The sequence below is a fragment of the Streptomyces sp. NTD107 genome, from assembly GCF_059510435.1.
Genome location: NZ_JCAJZV010000004.1, coordinates 341,156 through 364,081 on the forward strand (window position 1 = coordinate 341,156; position 22,926 = coordinate 364,081).

General features: G+C 70.2%; 18 protein-coding genes. 4 read left to right on the top strand and 14 right to left on the bottom strand.

Annotated elements, in window-relative coordinates; all coding sequences use genetic code 11:
* The first annotated feature begins 19 nt into the window (after positions 1-19).
* The gene (locus AC5WRL_RS11560) at positions 20-871 is read left to right on the top strand and encodes an alpha/beta fold hydrolase (protein ID WP_496088322.1); all 852 of its coding nucleotides are present in this window, start codon (positions 20-22) and stop codon (positions 869-871) included.
* On the opposite strand, the gene AC5WRL_RS11565 is transcribed toward AC5WRL_RS11560, so the two are convergent.
* The 14 genes from AC5WRL_RS11565 to AC5WRL_RS11630 all read right to left on the bottom strand — a co-directional run bounded on the left by AC5WRL_RS11565 (position 868) and on the right by AC5WRL_RS11630 (position 19,036).
* Entirely contained in the window at positions 868-1,848 is a 981-nt protein-coding gene (locus tag AC5WRL_RS11565) for an RNA ligase family protein (protein WP_496088323.1), read from the bottom strand. The genes AC5WRL_RS11560 and AC5WRL_RS11565 overlap by 4 nt on opposite strands.
* Before the next feature lie 74 nt (positions 1,849-1,922).
* Entirely contained in the window at positions 1,923-3,056 is a 1,134-nt protein-coding gene (locus AC5WRL_RS11570) for an NHL repeat-containing protein (protein ID WP_496088324.1), read from the bottom strand.
* 90 nt (positions 3,057-3,146) lie between these two features.
* Complete coding sequence (locus AC5WRL_RS11575; RefSeq protein WP_496088325.1) at positions 3,147-4,175, bottom strand: ABC transporter ATP-binding protein; 1,029 nt, start codon at positions 4,173-4,175, stop codon at positions 3,147-3,149.
* The gene (locus tag AC5WRL_RS11580) at positions 4,168-5,142 is read right to left on the bottom strand and encodes an ABC transporter ATP-binding protein (RefSeq protein WP_496088326.1); all 975 of its coding nucleotides are present in this window, start codon (positions 5,140-5,142) and stop codon (positions 4,168-4,170) included. Before AC5WRL_RS11580 ends, AC5WRL_RS11575 begins: the two co-directional genes overlap by 8 nt.
* Before the next feature lie 16 nt (positions 5,143-5,158).
* Positions 5,159-6,115 carry an ABC transporter permease gene (locus AC5WRL_RS11585; RefSeq protein ID WP_496088327.1) on the bottom strand — a complete coding sequence of 319 codons (957 nt, stop codon included), beginning with the start codon at positions 6,113-6,115 and terminating at the stop codon, positions 5,159-5,161.
* The gene (locus AC5WRL_RS11590) at positions 6,108-7,031 is read right to left on the bottom strand and encodes an ABC transporter permease (RefSeq protein WP_496088328.1); all 924 of its coding nucleotides are present in this window, start codon (positions 7,029-7,031) and stop codon (positions 6,108-6,110) included. Before AC5WRL_RS11590 ends, AC5WRL_RS11585 begins: the two co-directional genes overlap by 8 nt.
* Before the next feature lie 39 nt (positions 7,032-7,070).
* Positions 7,071-8,705: a peptide ABC transporter substrate-binding protein gene (locus AC5WRL_RS11595; RefSeq protein WP_496088329.1), complete on the bottom strand. Its 1,635-nt coding sequence runs from the start codon at positions 8,703-8,705 to the stop codon at positions 7,071-7,073.
* 188 nt (positions 8,706-8,893) lie between these two features.
* Entirely contained in the window at positions 8,894-9,949 is a 1,056-nt protein-coding gene (locus tag AC5WRL_RS11600) for an ABC transporter ATP-binding protein (RefSeq protein WP_496088330.1), read from the bottom strand.
* Positions 9,942-10,985: an ABC transporter ATP-binding protein gene (locus AC5WRL_RS11605; RefSeq protein WP_496088331.1), complete on the bottom strand. Its 1,044-nt coding sequence runs from the start codon at positions 10,983-10,985 to the stop codon at positions 9,942-9,944. Before AC5WRL_RS11605 ends, AC5WRL_RS11600 begins: the two co-directional genes overlap by 8 nt.
* 14 nt (positions 10,986-10,999) lie before the next feature.
* Positions 11,000-11,950 carry an ABC transporter permease gene (locus tag AC5WRL_RS11610; protein ID WP_496088332.1) on the bottom strand — a complete coding sequence of 317 codons (951 nt, stop codon included), beginning with the start codon at positions 11,948-11,950 and terminating at the stop codon, positions 11,000-11,002.
* Positions 11,943-12,872, bottom strand: coding sequence for an ABC transporter permease (locus AC5WRL_RS11615; protein ID WP_496088333.1), 930 nt, complete (start codon positions 12,870-12,872; stop codon positions 11,943-11,945). The genes AC5WRL_RS11610 and AC5WRL_RS11615 overlap by 8 nt, the downstream gene beginning before the upstream one ends.
* 80 nt (positions 12,873-12,952) lie before the next feature.
* Positions 12,953-14,596, bottom strand: coding sequence for a peptide ABC transporter substrate-binding protein (locus AC5WRL_RS11620; RefSeq protein WP_496088334.1), 1,644 nt, complete (start codon positions 14,594-14,596; stop codon positions 12,953-12,955).
* Positions 14,597-14,979: 383 nt separating this feature from the next.
* Positions 14,980-16,848 carry a translational GTPase TypA gene (gene typA / locus AC5WRL_RS11625; protein WP_496088335.1) on the bottom strand — a complete coding sequence of 623 codons (1,869 nt, stop codon included), beginning with the start codon at positions 16,846-16,848 and terminating at the stop codon, positions 14,980-14,982.
* A gap of 157 nt (positions 16,849-17,005) precedes the next feature.
* Positions 17,006-19,036 carry an ABC transporter family substrate-binding protein gene (locus tag AC5WRL_RS11630; RefSeq protein WP_496088336.1) on the bottom strand — a complete coding sequence of 677 codons (2,031 nt, stop codon included), beginning with the start codon at positions 19,034-19,036 and terminating at the stop codon, positions 17,006-17,008.
* Positions 19,037-19,333: 297 nt separating this feature from the next.
* On the opposite strand from AC5WRL_RS11630, the gene AC5WRL_RS11635 reads away from it, so the two are divergent.
* The 3 genes from AC5WRL_RS11635 (at position 19,334) to AC5WRL_RS11645 (ending at position 22,916) form a co-directional block, all read left to right on the top strand.
* The gene (locus tag AC5WRL_RS11635; protein WP_496088337.1) at positions 19,334-19,969 is read left to right on the top strand and encodes a TPM domain-containing protein; all 636 of its coding nucleotides are present in this window, start codon (positions 19,334-19,336) and stop codon (positions 19,967-19,969) included.
* 105 nt (positions 19,970-20,074) lie between these two features.
* Complete coding sequence (locus AC5WRL_RS11640; protein ID WP_496088338.1) at positions 20,075-20,278, top strand: SPOR domain-containing protein; 204 nt, start codon at positions 20,075-20,077, stop codon at positions 20,276-20,278.
* Positions 20,279-20,429: 151 nt separating this feature from the next.
* Positions 20,430-22,916 (top strand): SpoIIE family protein phosphatase, encoded by a 2,487-nt coding sequence (locus AC5WRL_RS11645; RefSeq protein ID WP_496088339.1) that lies wholly within the window; start codon positions 20,430-20,432, stop codon positions 22,914-22,916.
* Positions 22,917-22,926 lie beyond the last annotated feature (10 nt).

Sequence of the window (22,926 nt, forward strand, 5' to 3'; positions counted from 1 at the left end):
ACCACCCCTGGGACCCGTCATGAACGCACCCGCCCCGTCCTCCCACCGGACCACGCCCAACCGCTCCGTGTCCGTGCGCGGCGTGGACTTCGTCCACCGGCGGCTGGGTCCGCCGGACGGCGTGCCGCTGATCCTCCTCAACCACCTGGCCGCGGTCCTGGACAACTGGGACCCCCGGGTCCTCGACGGCCTCGCCGCCCGGCGCCCGGTGATCACCTTCGACAACCGCGGCGTCGGCGGATCGGGCGGCAGTACGCCCGACACCATCGAGGCGATGGCCCAGGACACGGTGGAGTTCATCCGGGCCCTCGGGTTCGACCGGGTCGATCTGCTCGGCCTGTCGATGGGCGGCTTCATCACCCAGGTGATCGCGGCGGAGGAACCCGATCTGGTGCGCAGAATCATCCTCGCGGGCACCGGTCCGGCCGGCGGCCCCGGCATCGACAAGGTCACCCCGCTCACCCTCCGGGCCACCGTGAAGGGTGCCCTGACCCGCCGGGATCCGAAGCAGTTCCTCTTCTTCACCGACACCGAGGACGGCCGGCGCGCGGCCCGTGCCTTCCTGGAGCGGCTGAAGGAGCGCACGGACCACCGGGACAAGGCCATCTCGCTGCCCTCGTTCCGCGCCCAGCTCAAGGCCATCCACCGCTGGGGCGGGCAAGAGCCCGCGAACCTGTCGCGGGTTCAGCAGCCGGCCCTGGTGGCGAACGGGGAGAGCGACCGGATGGTGCCGAGCGAGAACACCCTCGATCTGGCCGACCGGCTCCCGCACGCCGAACTCATCCCGCTCTACCCGGACGCCGGCCACGGCGGCATCTTCCAGTACCACGACGCCTTCGTCACCCGGGCCCTGGAGTTCCTCGACGCTTAGGCCGTCACCCGCCCCCGGTCGATGGCGTCGAAGTGGGTCAGGGAACGAGCGGCGGAGGCCAGGGCGGTTCGCAGGGCTGCTGTCTCCGGGGGTTCCAGGCCGCCGATCGCCTCGGTCAGTTCCGTCAGCGCGTCCGTCACGATCTCGGCCGCCACCGTCTCCGCCGGGGTGCGCGGGCCCAGCTTGCTCACCGCCGAGGCCGCGCGGGCCGGGGTCAGCAGGGTCGCGGCCCGGGCCAGCAGCCAGCCGGGGACCCCGGCCGCGCCCTGCGGCGGGGGCAGGTAGGGGCGCGCGCCGTCGTAGCGGGCGTCCTCGGCGAAGGCCCGCCGCTTCACCTTGATCACCGGGCGGGGCTCCCCTTCCCACCACTCCCCGGCCGGCTTGCGGACATAGCCCTCGGCCATGTTGTCCGGCAGGGCGGGCAGCCCGAGCAGGCCGGGGACCCGGGTGCGGAACTCCGCGCCGGGCGGGGGCTCGTACCCCAGGGCGGGGGCGCACAGCAGCCCGGCCCCGGCGGCGGTCGCGCGCAGCGCGCGGTCGGAGATCCAGTGGCGGCCCCGGTCCGTGTCGAGGGCCGCGTCGAACAGCAGCCAGTGCAGGCCGGGCGCGTACCACACGCCGGTCTGCACGGGTGCGGCCCCGGGCTGCGCCGGGACGTCCGGGTGGGGGTAGTGACCGCCGGCCAGTTCCCCGTGCAGGGTCACCGTCGCGCCGGAGCCATGGGTACGGCGCAGCGCCGCCGCGAAGCGGTCGGCCGCCACCGCCAGCGCGGGCCAGCTGCGGCTGACGCCGAAGAAGCCGTCCAGGTCGTCATCGGCCAGCGGGGCCCGCCGTTTCGCCGGCCCGACCCCCGTACGGTCGCAGACCACGGCGAAGTGCGCGCCGTGCACCTTCTCCACGGTGACCCACTCCCGGACCCGGACACTCGTGGCCCCGCCGCGCTCGGGGATCTTGGGATACGGCTGAAACGCTGGCATGCGTCTGATGATCGGCCCGGCCCCCGGTCGTGGGCAACGGGGATTCCGTGGTCGGCCGGGCCGATGGGGGGTGGTCAGTGCAGGAGGTTGAGGGTGTTGGTGGCGTCGTCGACGAAGTAGACCCCGCGCTGGTTCGGGGCCACCGCGAGTCCGAAGAGGGCCCCGGCGCCAGGGGGGTTGCCGCTGGTGTCGAGCGTACGGACCGCCACCTGGCGGCCGTCCGGAGTGGTCTCCACGATGTTGCCGTCGCCCGCGTTGACGGTGAGGATGTCACCGCCCGGGGCGATGGCGAGCCCCAGCGGGCCGTTCAGCCGGCCGCCCTGGCTCACCGTGCGTCCGGTTCCGGCGCTGGAGTGGCGGGTGAGCGCGCGCGGGATGGCCGCGATGCGGCTGTTGACGCTGTCGGCCACGTAGAGCACGTCATCCTTGCCGAGGCCGACGCCGGTGGGTCCGACGACCAGGGCCGCGGGGTCGGTCCGCTCGGCGAAGCCGGAGCCGATCTCGGTGGTGGCCTCCCGGGTGGGCGGCCGTTCGCCGTGCAGTTTCAGGGTGATGCGCAGGACGGTGCCCTCATCGACCTCGTCGCCGCCACCCGCCACCGTGCCGTTGAGCACATTGGTGACGAACAGTTCGCTGCGGTGCTGGTCCACGGTGACGGCGGTCATGTCCCAGGGGCCGTTGATGCCGTCGCCGGCCAGGGTTTCGCGGACGGTTCCCTTCTTGTCCAGCACCAGCAGGCAGCCGGCCTGGGCGGTGGCCGAGGTGCCGTCCGAGGTGGGGAGGCTGCCGACCACCACCCAGCCGCCGGGCAGGATGGACAGGGCGGTGGTGAGGCCGACGCCGCCGGGGCAGGGTCCTGGCAGCGTGGTGGGGTCGATCTCGGCGAACAGGCTGACGGCGCCGTCCGGGCCGACCTGGACGATGGTGGTGCCGGTGCCCTGTTCGTTGGCGGCGTTGTTGAAGTTGCTGACCAGCACATGGCCCTTGCGCAGGTGGCCCGTGCTGTGCGGGACGACTGCGGTGCCGTAGGGGTTGAGGTCGCCGTTGCCGGGGACGGTGGAGGCGATGGTGGTAACGGTGTGCAGCGGCTTGAGGAACGGCTCGTGGGAGGTGTCGGCCGCCGCCGCACCGGTGGTGAGGGTCGCGGCGAGGGTGGCCCCGGCCGCGAGGAGGGCGCGTCGGCGCGGCCGACGAGTGCTCAGATTCATAGGGCGATGCTATGTATTGACAATATTTACCATCATTTGCCGGTCATAGCGTTGCGTGAGATCACTCGAAAAGGCGGGCAACCGGACCAGCTACGCCCCCGCCACCGTCCGCTTCTCCTCCGCGAAGTGACAGGCGGAGGGGTGGTGGGCCGGGGCGGCCGGGTCGGGGAAGACCGGCGGGGCCGTCAGCGGCGGCTCCACCTCGGCGCACAGGTCCTGCGCCTTCCAGCAGCGGGTACGAAACCGGCAGCCCGACGGCGGATTGGCCGGCGAGGGCACGTCCCCGGTGAGGATGATCCGCTCGCGCAGCTCGCTCTGCGCCGGGTCGGGCACCGGGACCGCCGACAGCAGCGCCTGGGTGTACGGGTGGGTGGGGTGGTCGTAGATCTGGGTCTCGGTCCCGGTCTCCACGATCTTCCCCAGATACATCACCCCGATCCGGTCGGAGATGTGCCGCACGATCGACAGGTCGTGGGCGATCACGATGTAGGACAGGCCGAACTCGTTCTGGAGCCGGTCCAGCAGGTTCACCACCTGCGCCTGCACGGAGACGTCCAGCGCCGAGACCGGTTCGTCCGCCACGATGATCTCGGGGTTGAGCGCCAGACCGCGGGCGATGCCGATGCGCTGGCGCTGCCCGCCGGAGAACTGGTGCGGATACCGGTTGATGTACTCCGGATTGAGGCCGACCACATCCAGCAGGTCCTGCACCTTGCGCCGCCGGTCCCCCTTGGGCGCCACCTCGGGGTGGATCTCGTACGGCTCGCCGATGATGTCGCCGACCGTCATCCGGGGGTTGAGCGAGGTGTACGGGTCCTGGAACACCATCTGGATGTTCCGCCGCACCGCCTTCAGCGCGCGCCCGCTCAGTCTCGTGATGTCCTCGCCCTTGTAGCGGATCTGTCCGGACGTGGGCTGCTCCAGGCTCATCACCAGCTTGGCCACCGTCGACTTTCCGCAGCCCGACTCCCCCACGATGCCCAGGGTCTCCCCCGGCGCCAGGGTGAACGAGACTCCGTCCACCGCCTGCACCGCGCCGATCTGGCGCTGGAACAGGATGCCCTGGGTCAGCGGGAAGTGCTTGACCAGGTCGCGGACCTCCAGCAGAGGCTCAGTCACCGATCGTTTCCTTCCAGTAGTGGCAGGCGCTTGAGCGGTCGGGGGCCACCTCGTACAGCGGGGGTACGTCCACCGCGCAGCGGTCGCGGGCGATCGGGCAGCGTGGGTGGAAGGAGCAGCCGGGCGGGATCTTCGCCAGGTTGGGGGGCAGCCCGGCGATCGCGTACAGGTCCTGGCCCTTGCGGTCCAGGCGCGGGATCGACTCCAGCAGGCCCTTGGTGTACGGGTGGGCCGGCCGCTGGTACAGGGCGTCGACCGGGGCGTGTTCGACGATCTTGCCGGCGTACATCACCGCGATGACATCGGCGGCGTCGGCGACGACTCCGAGGTCGTGGGTGATGAGGATGAGGCCCATCCGGTACTCCTGCTGGAGTTCGGCGAGCAGGTCCATCACCTGGGCCTGGACGGTGACGTCCAGGGCGGTGGTCGGCTCGTCCGCGATGATCAGGTCGGGCTCCAGGGCGAGCGCCATCGCGATCATGATGCGCTGCCGCATACCGCCGGAGAACTGGTGCGGGTAGTCCCCGACCCGCTCCTTCGCGGCGGGGATGCGGACCCGGTTCATCAGCTCGATCGCCGCGGCCTTGGACTCCTTGCGGTTCGCGCCCCGGTGCACCCGGAACATCTCGCCCAGCTGATAGCCCACCGGCAGCACCGGGTTGAGGGAGGACAGCGCGTCCTGGAAGATCATCGCCATCTTCTCGCCCCGGATCCGGCGGCGCGGCTCCCGTCCCATGGTGAGGAGGTTCTGGCCCTGGAAGAGGATCTCGCCCTGGGTGATCCTCCCGGGGGGTGAGTCCAGGATGCCCATGATCGCCTGCGCGGTGACGGACTTTCCGGACCCCGACTCGCCCAGCACGGCCAGGGTCTGGCCGGCGTCCACCGCGTAGCTCACCCCGTTCACCGCGCGGACCAGGCCGTCCCTGGTGGCGAACTCGACGTGCAGGTCCTTGACTTCCAGCAGCATCGGCAGCGGCCTCCGGTCAGCGCAGCTTGGGGTCGAGGGCGTCGCGCACCGCGTCGCCGAGCATGATGAAGGCCAGGACCGTCAGGGACAGCGCGGCGGCCGGATAGAGCAGGATGTGCGGGGCGTTGCGGAACTGCATGCCGGTGGAGGCGGCCGAGATGTCCACGCCCCACGAGACGGTGGGCGGGCGCAGGCCCACGCCCAGATAGCTGAGCGTCGCCTCCAGGGCGATGAACGTGCCGAGCATGATGGTCGCCATCACGATCACCGGGGCGATGGCGTTGGGCAGGATGTGCCGCAGCAGGATGCGGGTGCTTGAGGCGCCGAGCGCGCGGGCCGCCTGCACGTAGTCGTTCTGTTTGGCGGTGATGACGGCGCCGCGCGCGATCCGGGCGATCTGCGGCCAGCTGAGCGCGGCGATCACCAGCACCACCGGCCAGATCCCGGAGAGCTTGATCATGCTGAGGAAGACGATGGCGCCCAGGATCAGCGGGATGCCGAAGAACATGTCGGTCACCCGGGACAGCAGCGCGTCCCAGAAGCCGCCGAAGAAGCCGGCCAGACCGCCGACGACCGTACCGACCAGGGCCACGCCCACCGTGGCGCAGACCCCGACCGCGATCGAGGCGCGGGCCCCGTACACCGTACGGGTGTACACGTCGCAGCCCTGGGTGTCGAAGCCGAACCAGTGGCCCGGCGAGGCGCCCTCCAGTGAGCGGGAGAGCTGGCAGCGCAGCGGGGACTGGGTGGCGATGAGGGAGGGCCAGATCGAGATGAACACCAGGAAGCAGATCAGCAGCGCCGAGACGACGAAGACCGGGTTGCGGCGCAGGTCGTGCCAGGCGTCCGACCACAGGCTGCGGGCGTGTCCCGGTTCGGCGCCGGTGACGGGCGGTGGCTCGCCGCGGCCGTCGCCCGCGGCGATGGCGATGGGGGCGTCCGGCGGGCCGATCGGCGGCGGGGGTTCAGACATAGCGAATCCTCGGGTCGAGCACGGCGTACAAGAGGTCGACCAGCAGATTGGCGAGCAGGAAGATCAGCACCAGGACCACCACGAAGCCCACCACCGTGGGGGAGTTCTGCCGCAGGATGCCCTGGTAGAGCTGGAAGCCGACGCCCTGGATGTTGAAGATCCGCTCGGTGACGATGGCGCCGGCCATCAGGGTGCCGATGTCGGCGCCGAGGTAGGTGACCACGGGGATGAGGGAGTTGCGCAGCAGGTGGCGGACCGTCACCCGGCGGCGCGGCAGGCCCTTGGCGGTGGCGGTGCGGATGTAGTCGGCGCGGGTGTTCTCGGCGACCGAGGTACGGGTCAGCCGGGTGACGTAGGCGAGTGAGACGAGGGCGAGGATGCAGCCGGGGACGAGGAGTTCGCTGAAGCGGCCCTCGGGGCTGACGGCCGGGTTGATCCAGCCGAGCTGCACGCCCAGGAAGAACTGCGCCGTGGTGCCGAGCACGAAGGTGGGGATGGCGATGACGACGAGGGTGCCCATCAGCACCGAGGTGTCGAAGGCGCGGCCCCGGCGCAGCCCGGTGATGACGCCGAGCGCGATGCCCAGCACGAGTTCGATGACCAGGGCGGTGAGCATCAGCCGGAAGCTGATGGGGAAGGCGCGGCCCATCAGGGCGGTGACGGCCTCGCCGTTGAAGGCGGTGCCGAAGTCGCCGGTGAAGATGTTGCCCATGTAGAGCAGGTATTGCTGCCAGACGGGCTTGTCGAGGTGGAATTCGGCGCGCAGCTGGCGGGCGGTGGCGGGGTCGGGGGCCCGGTCACCGAAGAGTGCGGTGACCGGGTCGCCGAGCGCGTACACCATCACGAAGATGAGGAAGGTGGCGCCGATGAACACCGGGATCATCTGGAGCAGGCGTCGTACGACGTAGCGCCCCATGAGGGGTGACCTCCGCTGGTGTGGCTGCTGGGGCTGCTGTCAGCTGACCTTGATCTCGGTGTAGACAGGGACCGAGAAGGGGTTGAGCTTCACGTTGCTGACGCGGGTGGAGTAGCCGGCGGTGCCGTTCTGGTACCAGAGCGGGATGGCGGGCATGTCCTGGACGAGGACCTTCTCGGCGTCGCGGAACTTGCCGATGGCCTCGGTCTCGTCGGAGGCGGCGTTGGCCTCGTTGATGAGCCGGTCGAACTCGGGGCTGCTGTAGCCGGTGTCGTTGGAGGAGGCGTTGGTGTAGTACAGCGGCTGGAGGAAGTTCTGGATGAGCGGGTAGTCCATCTGCCAGCCGCTGCGGAACATGCCGCTGATGCGGTGCTCGGTGATCTGGTTGCGGAAGTCGGCGAAGGTGGGCACCGGGTTGACGGTGCAGGCGCCGGTGTTGTCCAGCACGTTGTTGATGCTGTTGCAGGCGGCGTCCATCCACTGCCGGTGCGAGCCGGTGTCCACGTTGGAGGTGAGGGTGATCTTGCCGCCGGGCAGTCCGCCGCCCTCCTCGATCAGCTGGCGGGCGCGGGCCGGGTCGAAGGTGCAGAACTCGCCGCACAGCCCTTCCTGGTAGCCGCCGGCGTCGCCGAGCACGGGTGAGGTGTAGTCGGTGGCGGGGGTGCGGGTGTCGAAGTAGATCTTGGAGGTGATCTCCTGGCGGTCGATCGCCATGGACAGGCCCTGCCGCACCTTGGCGGACTCGGGGGTGGTCCAGCCGTCCTGGGTGACGGGGAAGGAGACGGTCTGGATGATGCCGGCGGGCTGGTTGATGTAGCGGTCGCCGAGGTCCTTCTTGGCGTTCTTCAGCTGGGAGGCGGGCACGTCGTCGATGACGTCGAGGTTGCCGGCCTGGAGGTCGGTGTACGCGGTGTTGTTGTCGGTGTAGACGCGCAGTTCCACGCCGTCGTTCTGGGCCTTGTCGGGGCCCGCGTACTCGTCGTACTTCACCAGCTTCATGCTCTGGCTCTTGGTGTAGGTGTCGATCTTGTACGGGCCGTTCCCGATCGGCTTGTTGAGCCAGCCGGCGTGGTCGTCGAAGAACGCCTTGGGGAGCGGGGAGTAGGCGGCGTAGCCCAGGGTTTCCGGCCACAGCGAGAACGGCTCGGTGAGCTTGACGGTGAAGGTGTGGTCGTCGACGACCTTCAGGCCGCTCAGGGTGTCCGCGCTGGGGGTGGCGTTCTCGTCGGCCGGGTGGACGGCGTCGTAGCCGTCGATGAACTGGAAGAAGTAGCTGCTGATCTGGGCGTTCTTGAGGTTGGCGCCGTAGTTCCAGGCGTCCACGTAGGAGGAGGCGGTGACCGGGGTGCCGTCCGAGAAGGTCCAGCCGTCCTTGATCTTGACGGTGAAGTTCTGCTGGTCGGTGGTGTCGATCGACTCGGCCATCTCGTCCTTGGCCTCGGCGGTCTCGGGGTCGTAGCGCTTGAGGCCCCGGAAGATCATGTCGAGGACCTTGCCGCCCTGCACCTCGTTGGTGTTGGCGGGCTCCAGGGGGTGCTGGGGGTCACCCCAGGAGGCTCGTACGATTCCGGTGCTGCCGCTCGCCGTACCGTTGCCGCCGCTGCACGCGGTGGCGGTCAGGGCGAGGGCCGTGGTGGTGGCGATGGCCCAGCTCAGGCGGGTGGCTGTGCGCATGGGATGGCCTCCTTGGACTACCGAAAGTCGCATTAAGGCAATATAGGACCTTTCATCCCAAAATCCCCTCAACGGGCGCCTCCGACACGCCCCCATCCCTCACATGCCGACGGCCGCCGGACATCCCCGATGCCCGGCGGCCGTGGCCGTATCTGCTGGTCAGCGCGGTGACCGTGACCTCGTCCCGGTCACGAAGCGCCCACCACATCCTTCTCCTCGGCGAAGTGACACGCCGACTCGTGCGCCGCCCCGCCACCGGCCGCCCTGAACCGCTCGGGCACCGCCAGCAGCGGCAGCTCCTCCGCACAGCGGTCCTGCGCCTTCCAGCAGCGGGTACGGAACCGGCAGCCCGACGGCGGGTTCGCCGGCGAGGGCACATCCCCGGTGAGGATGATCCGCTCCCGCGACTCCCGGCCGGCCGGATCGGCCTGCGGCACCGCCGACAGCAGCGCCTGGGTGTACGGGTGGGTGGGGTGGTCGTAGATCTCGGTGTCGGAACCGATCTCCGCCATCTTCCCCAGGTACATCACCCCGACCCGGTCGGAGATGTGCCGCACGATCGACAGGTCGTGCGCGATGAACAGATACGACAGCTCGAACTCGTTCTGGAGCTTGTCCATCAGGTTGATGACCTGCGCCTGCACCGACACGTCCAGCGCCGACACCGGCTCGTCGCACACGATGATCTCCGGGTTAAGCGCCAGGCCCCGGGCGATCCCGATGCGCTGCCGCTGCCCGCCGGAGAACTGGTGCGCGTACCGGTTGATGTACTCCGGGTTCAGCCCCACGACCTCCAGCAGCTCCTGCACCTTGCGGCGCCGGTCACCCTTGGGGGCCACATCCGGGTGGATCTCGTACGGCTCACCGATGATGTCGCCGACCGTCATCCGGGGGTTGAGCGAGGTGTACGGGTCCTGGAACACCATCTGGATGTTCCGCCGCACCGCCTTCAGCGCGCGCCCGGACAGCTTGGAGATGTCCTCGCCCTTGTAGAAGATCTCCCCCGAGGTGGGCTGCTCCAGGTTCATCAGCAGCTTCGCCACGGTGGACTTGCCGCAGCCCGACTCGCCGACGATCCCCAGCGTCTCGCCCTTGTAGAGGGAGAAGGAGATGTCGTCCACGGCCTTGACCGCGCCGATCTGCTTCTTGAAGAGGATGCCCTGGGTGAGCGGGAAGTGCTTGACGAGATTGCGCACTTCCAGGATCGGCTCGCGGTCGGCCGCGGGTTTGCCGAGGTCAGCCATGGATCGTCTCCTTCCACAGATGGCAGGCGCTGGACCGGCCGGCGATCGGGGTGCCGTCCGGCTCGGTGATCTGCACCAGCGGCGGGATGTCGCCGCGGCACTGGTCGGTCGCCATCGGACAGCGCGGGTTGAAGGCGCAGCCGGCCGGCACGGCGGTCAGGCTCGGCGGCAGGCCCGCGATCGCGTACAGCTCCTGGCCCTTGAGGTCCAGGCGCGGTATCGACTCCAGCAGGCCCTTGGTGTACGGGTGGGCCGGCCGCTTGTACAGCTCGTGCACGGGGGCGTTCTCCACGATCCGGCCCGCGTACATCACCGCGATCTTGTCGGCGACGTCCGCGACCACACCCAGGTCGTGGGTGATGAGGATGAGCCCCATGTTGTGCTCGCGCTGGAGCTCCGCCAGCAGATCCATCACCTGGGCCTGGACGGTGACGTCCAGCGCGGTGGTCGGCTCGTCCGCGATGATCACATCGGGTTCCAGGGCGAGCGCCATCGCGATCATGATGCGCTGCCGCATACCGCCGGAGAACTGGTGCGGGTAGTCGTTCACCCGCTCCTTGGCGGCCGGGATGCGCACCCGGTCCATCAGCTCGATGGCCTTGGCCCTGGCCTCCTTGCGGCTCGCGCCCCGGTGCACCCGGAACATCTCGCCGAGCTGGAAGCCCACCGACAGCACCGGGTTCAGGGACGACAGCGCGTCCTGGAAGATCATCGCGATCTGATTGCCGCGGATCTTCCGGCGCTGGGCCTCGGACATCTTGAGCATGTCCTGGCCCTTGAAGAGGATCTCCCCGCCGGTGATCTTCCCGGGCGGCATGTCCAGGATGCCCATGATGGTCTGGGCGGTCACCGACTTGCCGGAGCCGGACTCACCGAGCACGGCCAGGGTCTCCCCCGCGTCCACGGTGTAGCTCACGCCGTTGACGGCGTGGGCCGCGCCCTCCCGGGTGTGGAACTCCACATGGAGGTCACGGACCTCCAGCAGCGGTACGCCGGGGGCGTCCGCCGGGGTGATTTCGATCGGTTCGATCGACACGCGCGTCAACTCCCTCAGCGCAGCTTGGGATCGAGGGCATCGCGCACGGCGTCACCCAGCATCAGGAAGGACAGGATGGTCACGCTCAGGGCGATCGAGGGGAAGATCAGCACATGCTCGGCCACCCGGATCGAGGACCGGGCGGCGTTGATGTCGCCACCCCAGGAGATCGCCGGGTCGGAGAGCCCGATGCCCAGGAAGGACAGCGTCGCCTCGGCGGTGATGTAGCCGCCGAGCGCCACCATCGCCACCACGATCACCGGGGCCGCGGCGTTCGGCAGGATGTGCCGCAGCAGGATCCGCCCGGTGCCGGCGCCCAGGGAGCGGGCGGCCTGTACGTAGTCCGCCTGCTTGATGGAGATCACCGAACCGCGCATCACCCGGGCGACGGTGGTCCAGCCCAGGAACGCCAGCGCCAGGATCACCACCCACTCGGTGCGGGCGCTGAAGGAGACCAGCACCACCATGGCGCCCAGCATGAAGGGGATGCCCATGAAGGTGTCGGTGACCCGGGACAGGACCGCGTCCACCCAGCCGCCGAAGTAGCCGGCCAGCATGCCGATCAGCGAGCCGGCCACCAGCACCAGGGCGGTCACACAGATACCGATGGTGATCGAGGCGCGGGTGCCGTACACCACGCGGGCGTAGATGCTGCGGCCCTGCTGGTCGTAGCCGAACCACTCGGGCGAGAAGAGGTGGGTCAGTTCCGGCTTCTGGAGGTGGTGATTGGCCAGATCGCCGATCCGCGGGGTCTGCGAGGTGAAGACGCCCGGGAACGCCGCGACGAACAGCAGGAACAGGATCACGATCGCCGGTATGACGAACTTGGGCTTGCGGATCAGCTCCTGCCAGGCGTCCGACCACAGGCTGCGCGGCTTGCCGGGCGGCGGGCCCGCCTCCGCGACCAGTACTCCGTCCGGGGTGCCGTCGGCCGGCGCCACGGTGGCTTCAGGGGCCTCAGGCATAGCGAATCCTCGGGTCCAGGACCGCGTAGAGCAGGTCGACCAGCAGGGAGACAACGAGATAGACGACGATCATGAACGTCACGATGCCGACGACGGTGGAGCCCTCACGGCCGTTCAGCGCGCGGAAGACGGCGCGGCCGATGCCGTTCACATTGAAGATGCCCTCGGTGACGATGGCACCGGTCATGAGGTTGCCGAGGTCCACGCCGAGGAAGGTGACCACCGGGATCAGCGAGTTGCGCAGCAGATGGACGCTGACGGCACGGCGCTGGGTGAGCCCCTTGGCGCGGGCGGTCCGCATGTAGTCGGCGCGCTTGTTCTCCGCCACCGAGGTACGGGTGAGCCGGGCGACGTAGGCCAGCGAGAGTGCGGCGAGCACCATCGCGGGCAACAGCAGTTCGCTCCAGTTCTCCGAGTTCTGCACGGAGGGGGTGATCCAGCCCAGCTTGTTGCCGAAGTAGACCTGGGCGAGGTAGCCGAGTACGAAGCCGGGCACCGAGATCAGCAGCAGCGTGACGAAGAGGATGCCGCTGTCGGTCTTGCGGCCGGCCCGAAGACCGGCGACGAGGCCCATGGCGATGCCGACGACGGCGGTGAAGACGAACGCCAGCACGGTGAGTCTGAGGGTGGCGGGCAGTGCTTCGCCGATCACGTCGATGACCGGGCGTCTGCTCGAAATCTGGATGCCGAAGTCACCCTGGAAGACACCGGTGAGGTAGTTCCAGTACTGCTGCATGATCGGCAGATCCAGGCCCAGTTCCTTCTTCATCTGGGCCATCTGAGCCGGGTCGGGGGCACGCTCGCCCCACAGTGCGGCTATCGGGTCACCCGGCAGGGCGTACATCATCATAAAGATGATGAAGGTCGCCCCAATGAACACCGGGATCATCTGGAGCAGTCGCCGCGCGACGTAGCGCCCCATCATTCCTCCATGTCAGTCGGCAGGGCCGGTGACCGCTCCGGATCACGGAGCGGGCACCGGCCCCCTGGCAAGCGACGGTCTTACTTGACCGTGACCTCTTCGAGCACCGGCTGGCCGGCGACGTCGAAGCGGACGTTGTCCACCTTGTTGGAGTAGCCGCCGTTCACGTTCTGGTACCAGAGCGGAATGGCCGGCATGTTGTCCCAGAGCACCTGCTCGGCGTGCTGGTAGGCGGCGACGGTGTCGTCGAAGGAGCCCGCCTGGTCACCCTGCTTGAAGAGGTCGTCGACCTCCTGGTTGCTGTACCGGCCGTAGTTGGACGGCGCGGTGGTGCTGTACAGGTCCCGCAGGAAGTTGACGTTCAGCGGGTAGTCCTGGAGCCAGCCGCCCCGGTACATGCTCTTGACGTTGTCCGCGCGACGCTCCTCAAGGTCGGTGGCGAAGTCCGTCTTGGCGTCCTTCACACACTCGATGTCGAGGTTCTTGATGATGTCGTTGCAGACCGCGGTGACCCACTCGTCGTGGTTGGCGTCCGCGTTGAACTGGATGGTGATCTTGTTGTCGGGGACGCCGCCGCCCTCCTCGACCAGCTGACGCGCGGTCTCGGGGTCGAAGTCGGTCTTGCCGTTGGCGGAACCGGCCTGGTAGCCGAACACGCCCGGGGGCACGAAGCTGTCGGCGGGGGTCCGCGAGTTGTGCAGCACCGTCGAGGTGATGGTGTCGCGGTCGATCGCCATCGAGATGCCCTGGATGACCTTGGACGGGTCATCCAGCTCGCCCCAGCCGGCGTAGAACACCGGAACGATGGACTGGGTGGCGTTGTAGGGCTGCGCGATGGCGCGGTCGCCCAGCTCGTCCTGGTAGACCGGGAGCTCCGCGGGCGCGACCTGACGCAGCACGTCCAGGTTGTCGGAGACCAGGTCCTGGTAGGCGGTGCTCAGGTTGTCGTACGCCTTGATCTCCACGCCACCGTTCTGCGCCTTGTTCGGCCCGGTGTAGTCGGCGTAGGTGGTGAGGCTGATCTTCTCGTTGTGCGTCCAGCTGGTGAACTGGTACGGGCCCTGGCCGATCGGGTGCTCGCCGAAGGCGGCCGGGTCGTCGTAGAAGCTGGTGGGCAGCGGCGCGAAGACGTGGTAGCCCAGCTTGTAGTTGTAGTACGAGACCGGGTTGGCCAGCGTGATCTCGAAGGTGAGGTCGTCGACGACCTTCAGGCCGGACATGGTCTCGGCGGTGGGCTCGGCGCCCTCCTCGGCCGGGTGCACGTCCTCGTAGCCGGCGATGTCCTCGAACCAGGCGCTCTGGCTCTGGCCGTTGGTCACGTTGGCGGCCCAGTTCCAGGCGTTCACGTACGACTCGGCGGTGACCTTCTCGCCGTCGTGGAAGGTGAAGCCGTCCTTGAGCTTGACGGTCCACACGGAGGCGTCGTCGTTCGACTCGACGGACTCGGCGGCGACGTACTTGATGGAACCGTCGTCCTCGAAGTCCAGCAGGTTCGCGAAGACGTTCTTGATCACCAGCGAGCCGTACTGCTCATTGGTGCTGGTGGGGACCAGGGCCGCCTGCGGCTCGCCACCGTCGACCCGCACGATGCCCGTGGCGTCGCCGGCAGACGCGTTGCCACCGTCGCCGTTGCCACCCTTGTCGTCATCGCTACCACAGGCGGTCGCGGCCAGGGCCACAACGATCGCCACTGCGGCCCACTTGGCGCTGCGCGCACCACGCATGGGCTTGCCTCCTTGGGAGTCCGGTTCGTAGCTGGAAAACCGCGGACCCGGAGGTTGTCAACACGCGTTGAATACCCAAAGCGTCCGTCGGCCGCGCCGGCGAAAGCCTGAGCGCAATGCCCCCAACTATTGGGCATAAAACTTCGGTGAACCACCGATTGCCGATTTCATTTTGATGAAGATAGGGAGGTTAGATCAGACAATTCGGACAAACTACCCCCCCGGAGTCACCGATATGCGGACTGATGTGACGAAGGTCAACCCATTTCGTTCGCATAACGAACACAACTCAGCGCGGGCGACCGGATCGAACCTTGACAGAATTCGATACATCCGGTAGCCCGCGCTGAACGCAGAGCTACTGCCGGGTAGTCCCGGGGGTACTACGCGCGCTTCGCCCGCGACGCCGCCCGCGCCCGATCCCGCTGGTCAAGCTGCACCTTGCGGATCCGCACCACGTCCGGCGTGACCTCCACGCACTCGTCCTCGCGGCAGAACTCCAGCGACTGCTCCAGCGACAACTTGCGCGGCGGAACGAGATTCTCGGTCGTGTCCGAGGCCGCCGCCCGCATGTTGGTGAGCTTCTTCTCCTTGGTGATGTTGACGTCCATGTCATCGGCCCGCGAGTTCTCGCCAACGAGCATGCCCTCGTACACCTCGGTGCCCGGCTCGATGAAGATCGTGCCGCGCTCCTGGAGGTTCATCATCGCGAAGGGGGTGGCCTTGCCGGCCCGGTCCGCCACCAGCGACCCGCTCTGCCGGGTCCGCAGCTCCCCCGCCCACGGCTCGTGCGACTCGAAGATGCTGTGCGCGATGCCGGTGCCCTTGGTGTCGGTCAGGAACTCGGTACGGAACCCGATCAGCCCGCGCGAGGGCACCAGGAACTCCATCCGCACCCACCCGGAGCCATGGTTGGTCATGGTCTCCATCCGGCCCTTGCGGGAGGCCATCAGCTGGGTGATCGCGCCCAGGAACTCCTCCGGGGCGTCGATGGTCATCCGCTCCACCGGCTCGTGCGTCTTGCCGTTGATCTCCCGGGTGACCACCTCGGGCTTGCCGACCGTCAGCTCGAAGCCCTCGCGGCGCATCTGCTCCACCAGGATGGCCAGCGCCAGCTCGCCGCGGCCCTGCACCTCCCAGGCGTCGGGACGCTCGGTGGGCAGCACCCGCAGCGAGACGTTACCGATCAGCTCCCGGTCAAGACGGTCCTTGACCAGCCGCGCGGTCACCTTGTGGCCCTTGCCGCCCTTGCCGACCAGCGGCGAGTTGTTCGTCCCGATGGTCATCGAGATGGCCGGCTCGTCCACCGTGATCAGCGGCAGCGCCACCGGGTTCTCCGGGTCGGCGAGGGTCTCGCCGATCATGATCTCCGGGATACCGGCCACCGCGCAGATGTCGCCGGGGCCGGCCACCTCGGCCGGCTTACGGGTCAGGCCGTCCGTCATCAGCAGCTCGGAGATCCGCACCTGCGCCTGCGAGCCGTCCCGCTTGATCCAGGCCACCGACTGGCCCTTGCGCAGCTGGCCCTGCTTGACGCGGCACAGCGCGATCCGGCCCAGGAAGTTGTCGGCGTCCAGGTTGGTGACGTGCGCCTGGAGCGGGGCGTCCTCCTCGTACACCGGTGCGGGCACGGCGGACAGCAGGGTGGAGAAGAACGGCTCCAGGCTGTCGCTGTCGGCCGGGACCGTACCGTCGGCCGGCTGGGTCAGCGAGGCGATGCCGTCGCGGGCGCAGGCGAAGACGATGGGGAACTCGATCTGGTCCTCGTCCGCGTCCAGGTCGAGGAAGAGGTCGTAGGTCTCGTTCACGACCTCGGAGATCCGGGCGTCGGAGCGGTCGGTCTTGTTGATGCACAGGATGACCGGCAGCTTCGCGGCCAGCGCCTTGCGCAGCACGAAACGGGTCTGCGGCAGCGGGCCCTCGGAGGCGTCCACGAGCAGGACGACGGCGTCGACCATGGACAGGCCGCGCTCCACCTCGCCGCCGAAGTCGGCGTGGCCCGGGGTGTCGATGATGTTGATGACGATCGGGGCGCCGCCGCCCTTGGGGTGGTACTTGACGGCGGTGTTCTTCGCGAGAATGGTGATGCCCTTCTCGCGCTCCAGATCGCCGGAGTCCATCACGCGGTCGTCGACGTGCTGGTGGGCGGCGAAGGCTCCCGCCTGCTTGAGCATGGCGTCGACCAGCGTCGTCTTGCCGTGATCGACGTGGGCGACGATGGCGACGTTGCGGATGTCATGGCGCGTGGGCATGGCTGACGGTGCTTCTTCCGAGACGAGGGAGTGAGACGGCTCGGCAGATATGTACACCGGCCTGTCCCGCTATCGTACGGGGCCCGGCGCGCCGCCGCGCTCGCGCCGGGGATCGGGCGCGAGCGCGGCAGCGGGCGCGGGCAACCGGTGGTGACGCTCAGGCGCGGTAGCCGATGTCCTGGTAACGGGGGGTGGCCAGGCCGAAGGCGCCCACCCCGGCGAGCGTGGCGTCCACGGCGACGAGCTGCGGGCGCTGGAAGAGCGGGATGGAGCCGGCCGTCGCCCACAGCCGGGCGTCGGCCTGGTTGAGGAGCTTGTGGTGCTCCTCCTCGTCCAGCTCGGCCGCGGCCTGGGCGAGCAGCTGGTCGATGTGGTCGGTGCCGATCCGGCTGTAGTTCTGCTGTACGGCGAGGCCGCCGTCCGGCTGCCGGGTCGGCTTGGCGAACAGCGGGGCGGCGTCGGTGGCCGGGTAGCCGCTGGCCGGCCAGGAGTACAGGGCGAGGTCGAAGTCGCCGGTGCTGATGTGGTCGGTGAAGAAGGTGTGGGCCGGCACCTCGGTGATCCTGGCGCGGACGCCTGCGGCGGCCAGCATGTCGGTGATGTGGTCGGCGATCTGCCGCTGGCGGGCGCCCGCGTCGCCGTCCGGCACGAGGAAGCGCAGGGTGAGGGCGTTGCCGTGCTCGTCGGTACGCGCCGGTCCGGCGGCGCGGTCGGCCAGCTCGTCGGCGTACGCCTCGGCTGCGGCGGCCTCCTGCTCCAGCCGCTCGGCTTCGGCTTCGGCCTCAGCGGTGTCGGTGTCGGCATCGGTGTCGTCGCCGGCGCGCTGGGCCTCGGCGGCCTGGCGCAGCAGGGCGGCCTGCTGGCGGGCGGCGGGCTGGCCGGCCGGGAGCGGCCCGGGCAGGGCGTCGGCGGGCGGCCCGCCGGCCGGATCGGCGGCGGGGTCGTCCGTGTTCTCCTCCTGGGCGTCCTCGGCCCCGGGTCCGCCGTGCCAGCCGGCCTCGTCCAGCAGCGAGCCGGCCACCTTCGTACCGAAGGCGCCGAGCGCGTAGCTGTTGTCCTCGTACCCGATCTGGTCCAGGGTCCGCAGATGGTTGCCGAGCGTCCGGACCGGCAGCCCGGCCGGCTCGTGCACCTCGGTGGCCAGCGCGTCGCGGTCGATGGCGCGGGCCACCGCCCAGCGGACCCGCTCGTCCTTGAGCGGCCCGGAGCGGCCGTTGAGGGTGAGCTGGGTGTAGGCGGGCGCGTAGGCGCGGTGCACGGTGTACGCGGCGGGTTCGCCGTCCTCGGCCGGGGTGAGCCGGGGGATGTCGGCGGGGTCGATCTCCGCCACGTCGAGGCCGCCGGCCTCCAGCGCGGCGCCGCGTTCGGCGTCGGGCACCACGGTGAGGACGAGTTCGTCGAGCAGCGCGGGCTCGCCCCACCAGGTGGCGGAGCGGACCAGCGCCAGGGTGCCGGCCTCGCGGTCGAGCTTCCCCGGTGCGAACGGTCCGGCGGTGGCGGGCAGGGCGTCCCGGGAGCCGGTGCCGAAGGCGGCGGCGTCCTCGGTGACGGCCTTCGGGTAGAGGGGAGTGAACAGCGACTTCCAGTCCGCGTACGGCTTGCTGAAGGTGATCTGCACCTGGTGGTCGCCGGGGCCCGCGCTGACGCTCTCCACCCGGTCGTAGCCGGCGTTCCGGGCGGCGGGGTGGCTGCCCTCGCCGCCGCCGAGTGCCCGCCACTGGGCGATGAAGTCCTCGGCGCCGATCGCCCGTCCGTCGCTCCACGCCGCCTTGGGGTGCAGGGTGTAGACGACGGTCTGGCGGGGCTCGCGGGCGGTGATCTCGGCGGAGCGCAGATAGTCGGTGTTCAGCTGCGGCCGGCCGCGCTCGTCCAGGATGAACAGCGCGGGCAGTACGGCGGCGGCCACCTGGTCGGTGACCGGGCCGGCCTGGGGGGCGAAGGCGTTGAGGGTGGCGGGCAGCTCGCCGACCCCCCAGCGCAGGGTGCCGCCGGTGCGCAGTTCGGTGCGGTCGGCGAGGGAGAGCGACTGGGCGGCGCCGGAGGCGCCGGAGCGCTCCGGGCCGGTGTCGCTGCCGCATCCGGTGAGGGCGGCGGTCAGGGACAGCGTCCCGGCCAGCAGCAGCACGAGGCCGCCTCTCGCGGGGGTGCGCCGCCGTGCGGCGGTTTCGGGGGGCGGCCCACCTGGCATGCCATGACCTCCGGTCGGCTCTTCACACGTATGACAAGGGCCCGTCCCACTGAAGGCGACCCGCCGCCCGCACCCTCGCCGACACGACGCACGCCGCCGCCCCACCCACCCAACCGGCGCAACCCACCCCGTCGAATCCCCCCGCGCCCCGGGCCCCGCGTTCCCGGCCACCGCAGGCCGCAGGCCGCGGCGACGACGCGTGCGCGGGCACACGGCGGTCGCGCCCCGTACGGACCGCCGGGTGCGGGCCGCCGCGACGGCCGGGCGGGGGTTCGGCGCCACGGATAGCGTCGAGAGGTGCTGCTGCGATGTCTCACCGCGTTGGCCGGGGTGGCCGCCCTGCTGCTGCCCGCCGAGTACCCGCTGGAGCTGAACGGCGAGGGCGGGGTCACCGACCCGGTGCACGCGCTGGACGGCGGGGATCGCGCCGCCGAGGTGCGGGCGGCCATCGGCGAGCTGGCCACCGGCCAGGACCTGCACCTCTACGTCGCCTATGTCCGCGACTTCACCGGTCTTTCGCCACAGACGTGGGCGGACGCGACGGCGGAACACAATCAGCTCCCCGCGGACGCGGTCCTGCTCGCGGTGGGAACCGGGGACCGCGCGTACGCCTTCTCGGTGGACGCCTCCTCGGGGCTGACGCGCGAGCAGGTCCAGGAGATCGGGCGCACGGCGGTGGGGCCCGCGGTCGAGCGGCACGACTGGGCGGGCGCCGCGGTCGGGGCGGCGCGGGGGCTCGCGGCGGTGCGTCAGGGGGCGCGTGTTCCGGCCCCCGCGCCGTCCTCCGGGCCGCCCGATCCGGGGGCGGCGCCGGGGAGCGGCGGCAGCTCGGTCGTGTTGCCGCTGGCCCTGCTCGGGGCGGCGGTCGTGGTGGTCTGTTATCTGGTGGTACGCGGCACCCGTGGTCGGCGCGGCCGGCGTCGCAAGGAGTGACAACCGGCCATTGGGTGGACGTTGTTGGCCGGTCCATCGGCCAATCCGTGTGCGCGGGGTGAGGCACAGGCGTATGGTCTGGCATATGCAGCCCGGGGGTGAGGAATGAACGACAGCAACCTGCGCCCATGGCAGGTGATCCGGCAGGATGAAAATGGCAGTCGCTATCGCATAGGGCATTGCGCCACGCGCGCCGAAGCGCAGCGACTCATCAGGCGCTTGGAGTCCGGCGCCGGCGTACGCCCCGCCACGGAGCCCGGCCGCTATCTGGTGGAACGGGTGGAGGCGGGGGCCCGCGCCCGCCGCTGAGCCGCCACCCACCGCCGGCCGCCGTCACCCGCCCCGCGCCGGGACCCCGCGACCCCCCTCCCCCGACCCGAGGGACATCGGACGATTGGTCCGATTTATCCGGATACCGTTATCATCCGGAGAAGATGTACCCGAGCGGGGGCAGGCGCGTGTGACGACCAACCCGTCCGAGCCGTCCGGACTCACACCGGTCCCCTCGGCCCGGAGCAACGAGCGCTCACTGCTCGATGTGCTGCGCGTGGCGATCATCATGCTGGACGAGCGCGGCACCATCCGGCTGTGGAGCCCCATGGCCCGCGAGCTGCTGGGCTGGCCCGACCACGACGCGGTCGGCCGCCGCCTCACCGACCTGCTCGCCCCCGGCCACACCACCACCGCCGTCACCCGCATCCACGCCACCCTGCGACAGCGCAGGCACTGGCGCGGCCGACTGCCACTGCGCCACCGCGACGGCCACATCATCCATCTGGAGGGCCGCGCCGCCCTGCTGCTGGACGCCGGCGGCACCCCGTACATCCTGGCCAATCTGGTGGAAACCACCCGGATGACCCGGATCGAGCGAGACCTGGCCGCCTTCGACGCCCTGTTCACCGCCTCCCCACTGGGCATCGGCATCTTCGACACCGAACAGCGACTGGTCCGGGTCAACGAAGCACTCGCCCGAATGCACCACACCACCCCCGCCGACCTCCTCGGCAAGACCCTGCTGGACATCCTCCCCGGCCCCATGGCACGGCAGGTCCACGCCGTCCAGGCCAACGTGCTGCGCACCGGCACCGCCGTCACCGACCTCGTCACCCCGGCCCCGGACGGGGTACGCGCCCACTCGCTCTCCTTCGGCCGGCTCACCGACCGCGACGGCCGCACCGTCGGCGTCAGCTCCACCGTCATGGACGTCACCGAACGCCGCGAGGCCCTGGACCGTATCGAACGCGCCCGGCACCGGCTCGCCATGCTGGACGACATCGGCAGCTCACTGGGCGACCTGCTGGACGTACGCCTCATCGCCGGCTCCCTCGCCCAGCTGCTGGTGCCCCGGTTCGCCGACTACGCCGCCGTGGAACTGCTCGCCCCGGTCGCGAACGGCGACGAACTGCCCACCGCCGAGCAACTGCCCGACACGCCCGTCCTCCAGCTGGGCACCGCCGCCAAACAGCACAGCAACCACACCGACACCGCCCTGGCCACCGGCGAGACCATCACCTTCGAACCGGGCTCCCCGTTCAGCACCGTGCTGCACACCGGCAATCCGCTGCTGATCGGCTCACTCGCCGAGCTGGCCGGCGCATCCCCCTCCCCCAAGGTGCGCGCCGCCCTCGACCTGGGGGTGCACTCCATGCTGATCCTGCCGCTGCGCGCCCGGGGCACCGTACTGGGCCTGATCATCCTCACCCGGGCCGGGCAGCGCGCCGCCTTCGACCGGGAGGACCAGACGCTGGCCATGGAGGTGGCCGGCCGGGCCGGCATCTCGCTGGACAACGCCCGCCTCTACGCCCGGGAGCGGGAGTCCGCCCTCACCCTCCAGCGCAGCCTGCTGCCGCAGACCGTGCCCCAGCCGCCCGGCATGGCCGTCAGCCACCGCTATGTGCCCGGCAGCGTGGGCACCGAGGCGGGCGGCGACTGGTTCGACGTCATCCCGCTGGCCGGCGGCCGGGTCGCCTTCGTGGTCGGCGATGTGATGGGCCACGGCCTGCGGGCCGCCGCCACCATGGGCCGGCTGCGCACCGCCGTACGCACCCTGGCCGGCCTGGAGCTGGCCCCGGCCGAACTGCTGCGCCGGGTGGACGACCTCAGCGAGGACCTCGCCCAGGCGCCGGGCGATCAGCTGTGGGCCACCTGCCTGTACGCGGTGTACGACCCGGCCTCCCGCGAGTGCGTCCTGGCCAAGGCCGGGCATCTGCCGCCCGTGCTGCTCACCCGCGACGAAGCCACCGGGCTGTGGTCGGCCGACCCGCTGGAACTGCCCTCCGGCGCGCCGCTCGGGGTGGGCGGGGTCGCCTTCGAGGAACGCAGGATCACCGTTCCGGAGGGCGCGATCCTGGTGCTGTACACGGACGGCCTGATCGAGACCCGCGGCGAGTCCATCACGGTGGGCCTGGACCGGCTGTGCGCGCTGCTGGAGGACCGTGGCACCCCGGGCGCACCGCTGGAAGAGCTGTGCGACCGGATCGTGGAGACCCTCAGCCCGGCGGCCGGCCCGGGCGGCGGGGCGCCGGGGCCCTCGGACGACATCGCGCTGCTGGCCGCCCGGCTCGACGGACTGCCCGAGGGCAACTCCGCCGAATGGACCTTCGCACCCGAGCCGCACGCCCCCCGCAAGGCCCGCCGCGCGGTGCGCCGCGCCCTGCTCGACTGGAACCTCGAACCCCTGCTGGACACCACCGTGCTGCTGGTGAGTGAGCTGGTCACCAACTCCCTGCGGTACGCGCACGGGCCGGTTGAGGTGCGGATGGTGCGTGGCACCTCACTGCTGGTGGAGGTCTCCGACCGGCTCCCCGATCCGCCGCACGAGCGGACCGCCTCCCTGCTGGAGGAGGGCGGCCGGGGCCTGCACCTGGTGGCCCGGCAGTCCCGCCGCTGGGGCACCCGGCAGGCCCCGAACGGCAAAACGGTCTGGTTCGAACTCCTGCTGCCGTAGCGGCCGGACG

Excerpts from the sequence above, each read along its gene's own strand:
- AC5WRL_RS11560 (WP_496088322.1), top strand. The coding sequence starts at position 20 with ATGAACGCACCCGCCCCGTCCTCCCACCGGACCACGCCCAACCGCTCC.
- AC5WRL_RS11580 (WP_496088326.1), bottom strand. The coding sequence starts at position 5,142 with ATGCTGCTGGAAGTCAAGGACCTGCACGTCGAGTTCGCCACCAGGGAC.
- AC5WRL_RS11610 (WP_496088332.1), bottom strand. The coding sequence starts at position 11,950 with ATGCCTGAGGCCCCTGAAGCCACCGTGGCGCCGGCCGACGGCACCCCG.
- AC5WRL_RS11595 (WP_496088329.1), bottom strand. The coding sequence starts at position 8,705 with ATGCGCACAGCCACCCGCCTGAGCTGGGCCATCGCCACCACCACGGCC.
- AC5WRL_RS11640 (WP_496088338.1), top strand. The coding sequence starts at position 20,075 with ATGAACGACAGCAACCTGCGCCCATGGCAGGTGATCCGGCAGGATGAA.
- AC5WRL_RS11565 (WP_496088323.1), bottom strand. The coding sequence starts at position 1,848 with ATGCCAGCGTTTCAGCCGTATCCCAAGATCCCCGAGCGCGGCGGGGCC.
- AC5WRL_RS11620 (WP_496088334.1), bottom strand. The coding sequence starts at position 14,596 with ATGCGTGGTGCGCGCAGCGCCAAGTGGGCCGCAGTGGCGATCGTTGTG.
- typA (WP_496088335.1), bottom strand. The coding sequence starts at position 16,848 with ATGCCCACGCGCCATGACATCCGCAACGTCGCCATCGTCGCCCACGTC.
- AC5WRL_RS11600 (WP_496088330.1), bottom strand. The coding sequence starts at position 9,949 with ATGGCTGACCTCGGCAAACCCGCGGCCGACCGCGAGCCGATCCTGGAA.
- AC5WRL_RS11585 (WP_496088327.1), bottom strand. The coding sequence starts at position 6,115 with ATGTCTGAACCCCCGCCGCCGATCGGCCCGCCGGACGCCCCCATCGCC.
- AC5WRL_RS11630 (WP_496088336.1), bottom strand. The coding sequence starts at position 19,036 with ATGCCAGGTGGGCCGCCCCCCGAAACCGCCGCACGGCGGCGCACCCCC.
- AC5WRL_RS11590 (WP_496088328.1), bottom strand. The coding sequence starts at position 7,031 with ATGGGGCGCTACGTCGTACGACGCCTGCTCCAGATGATCCCGGTGTTC.
- AC5WRL_RS11615 (WP_496088333.1), bottom strand. The coding sequence starts at position 12,872 with ATGGGGCGCTACGTCGCGCGGCGACTGCTCCAGATGATCCCGGTGTTC.
- AC5WRL_RS11570 (WP_496088324.1), bottom strand. The coding sequence starts at position 3,056 with ATGAATCTGAGCACTCGTCGGCCGCGCCGACGCGCCCTCCTCGCGGCC.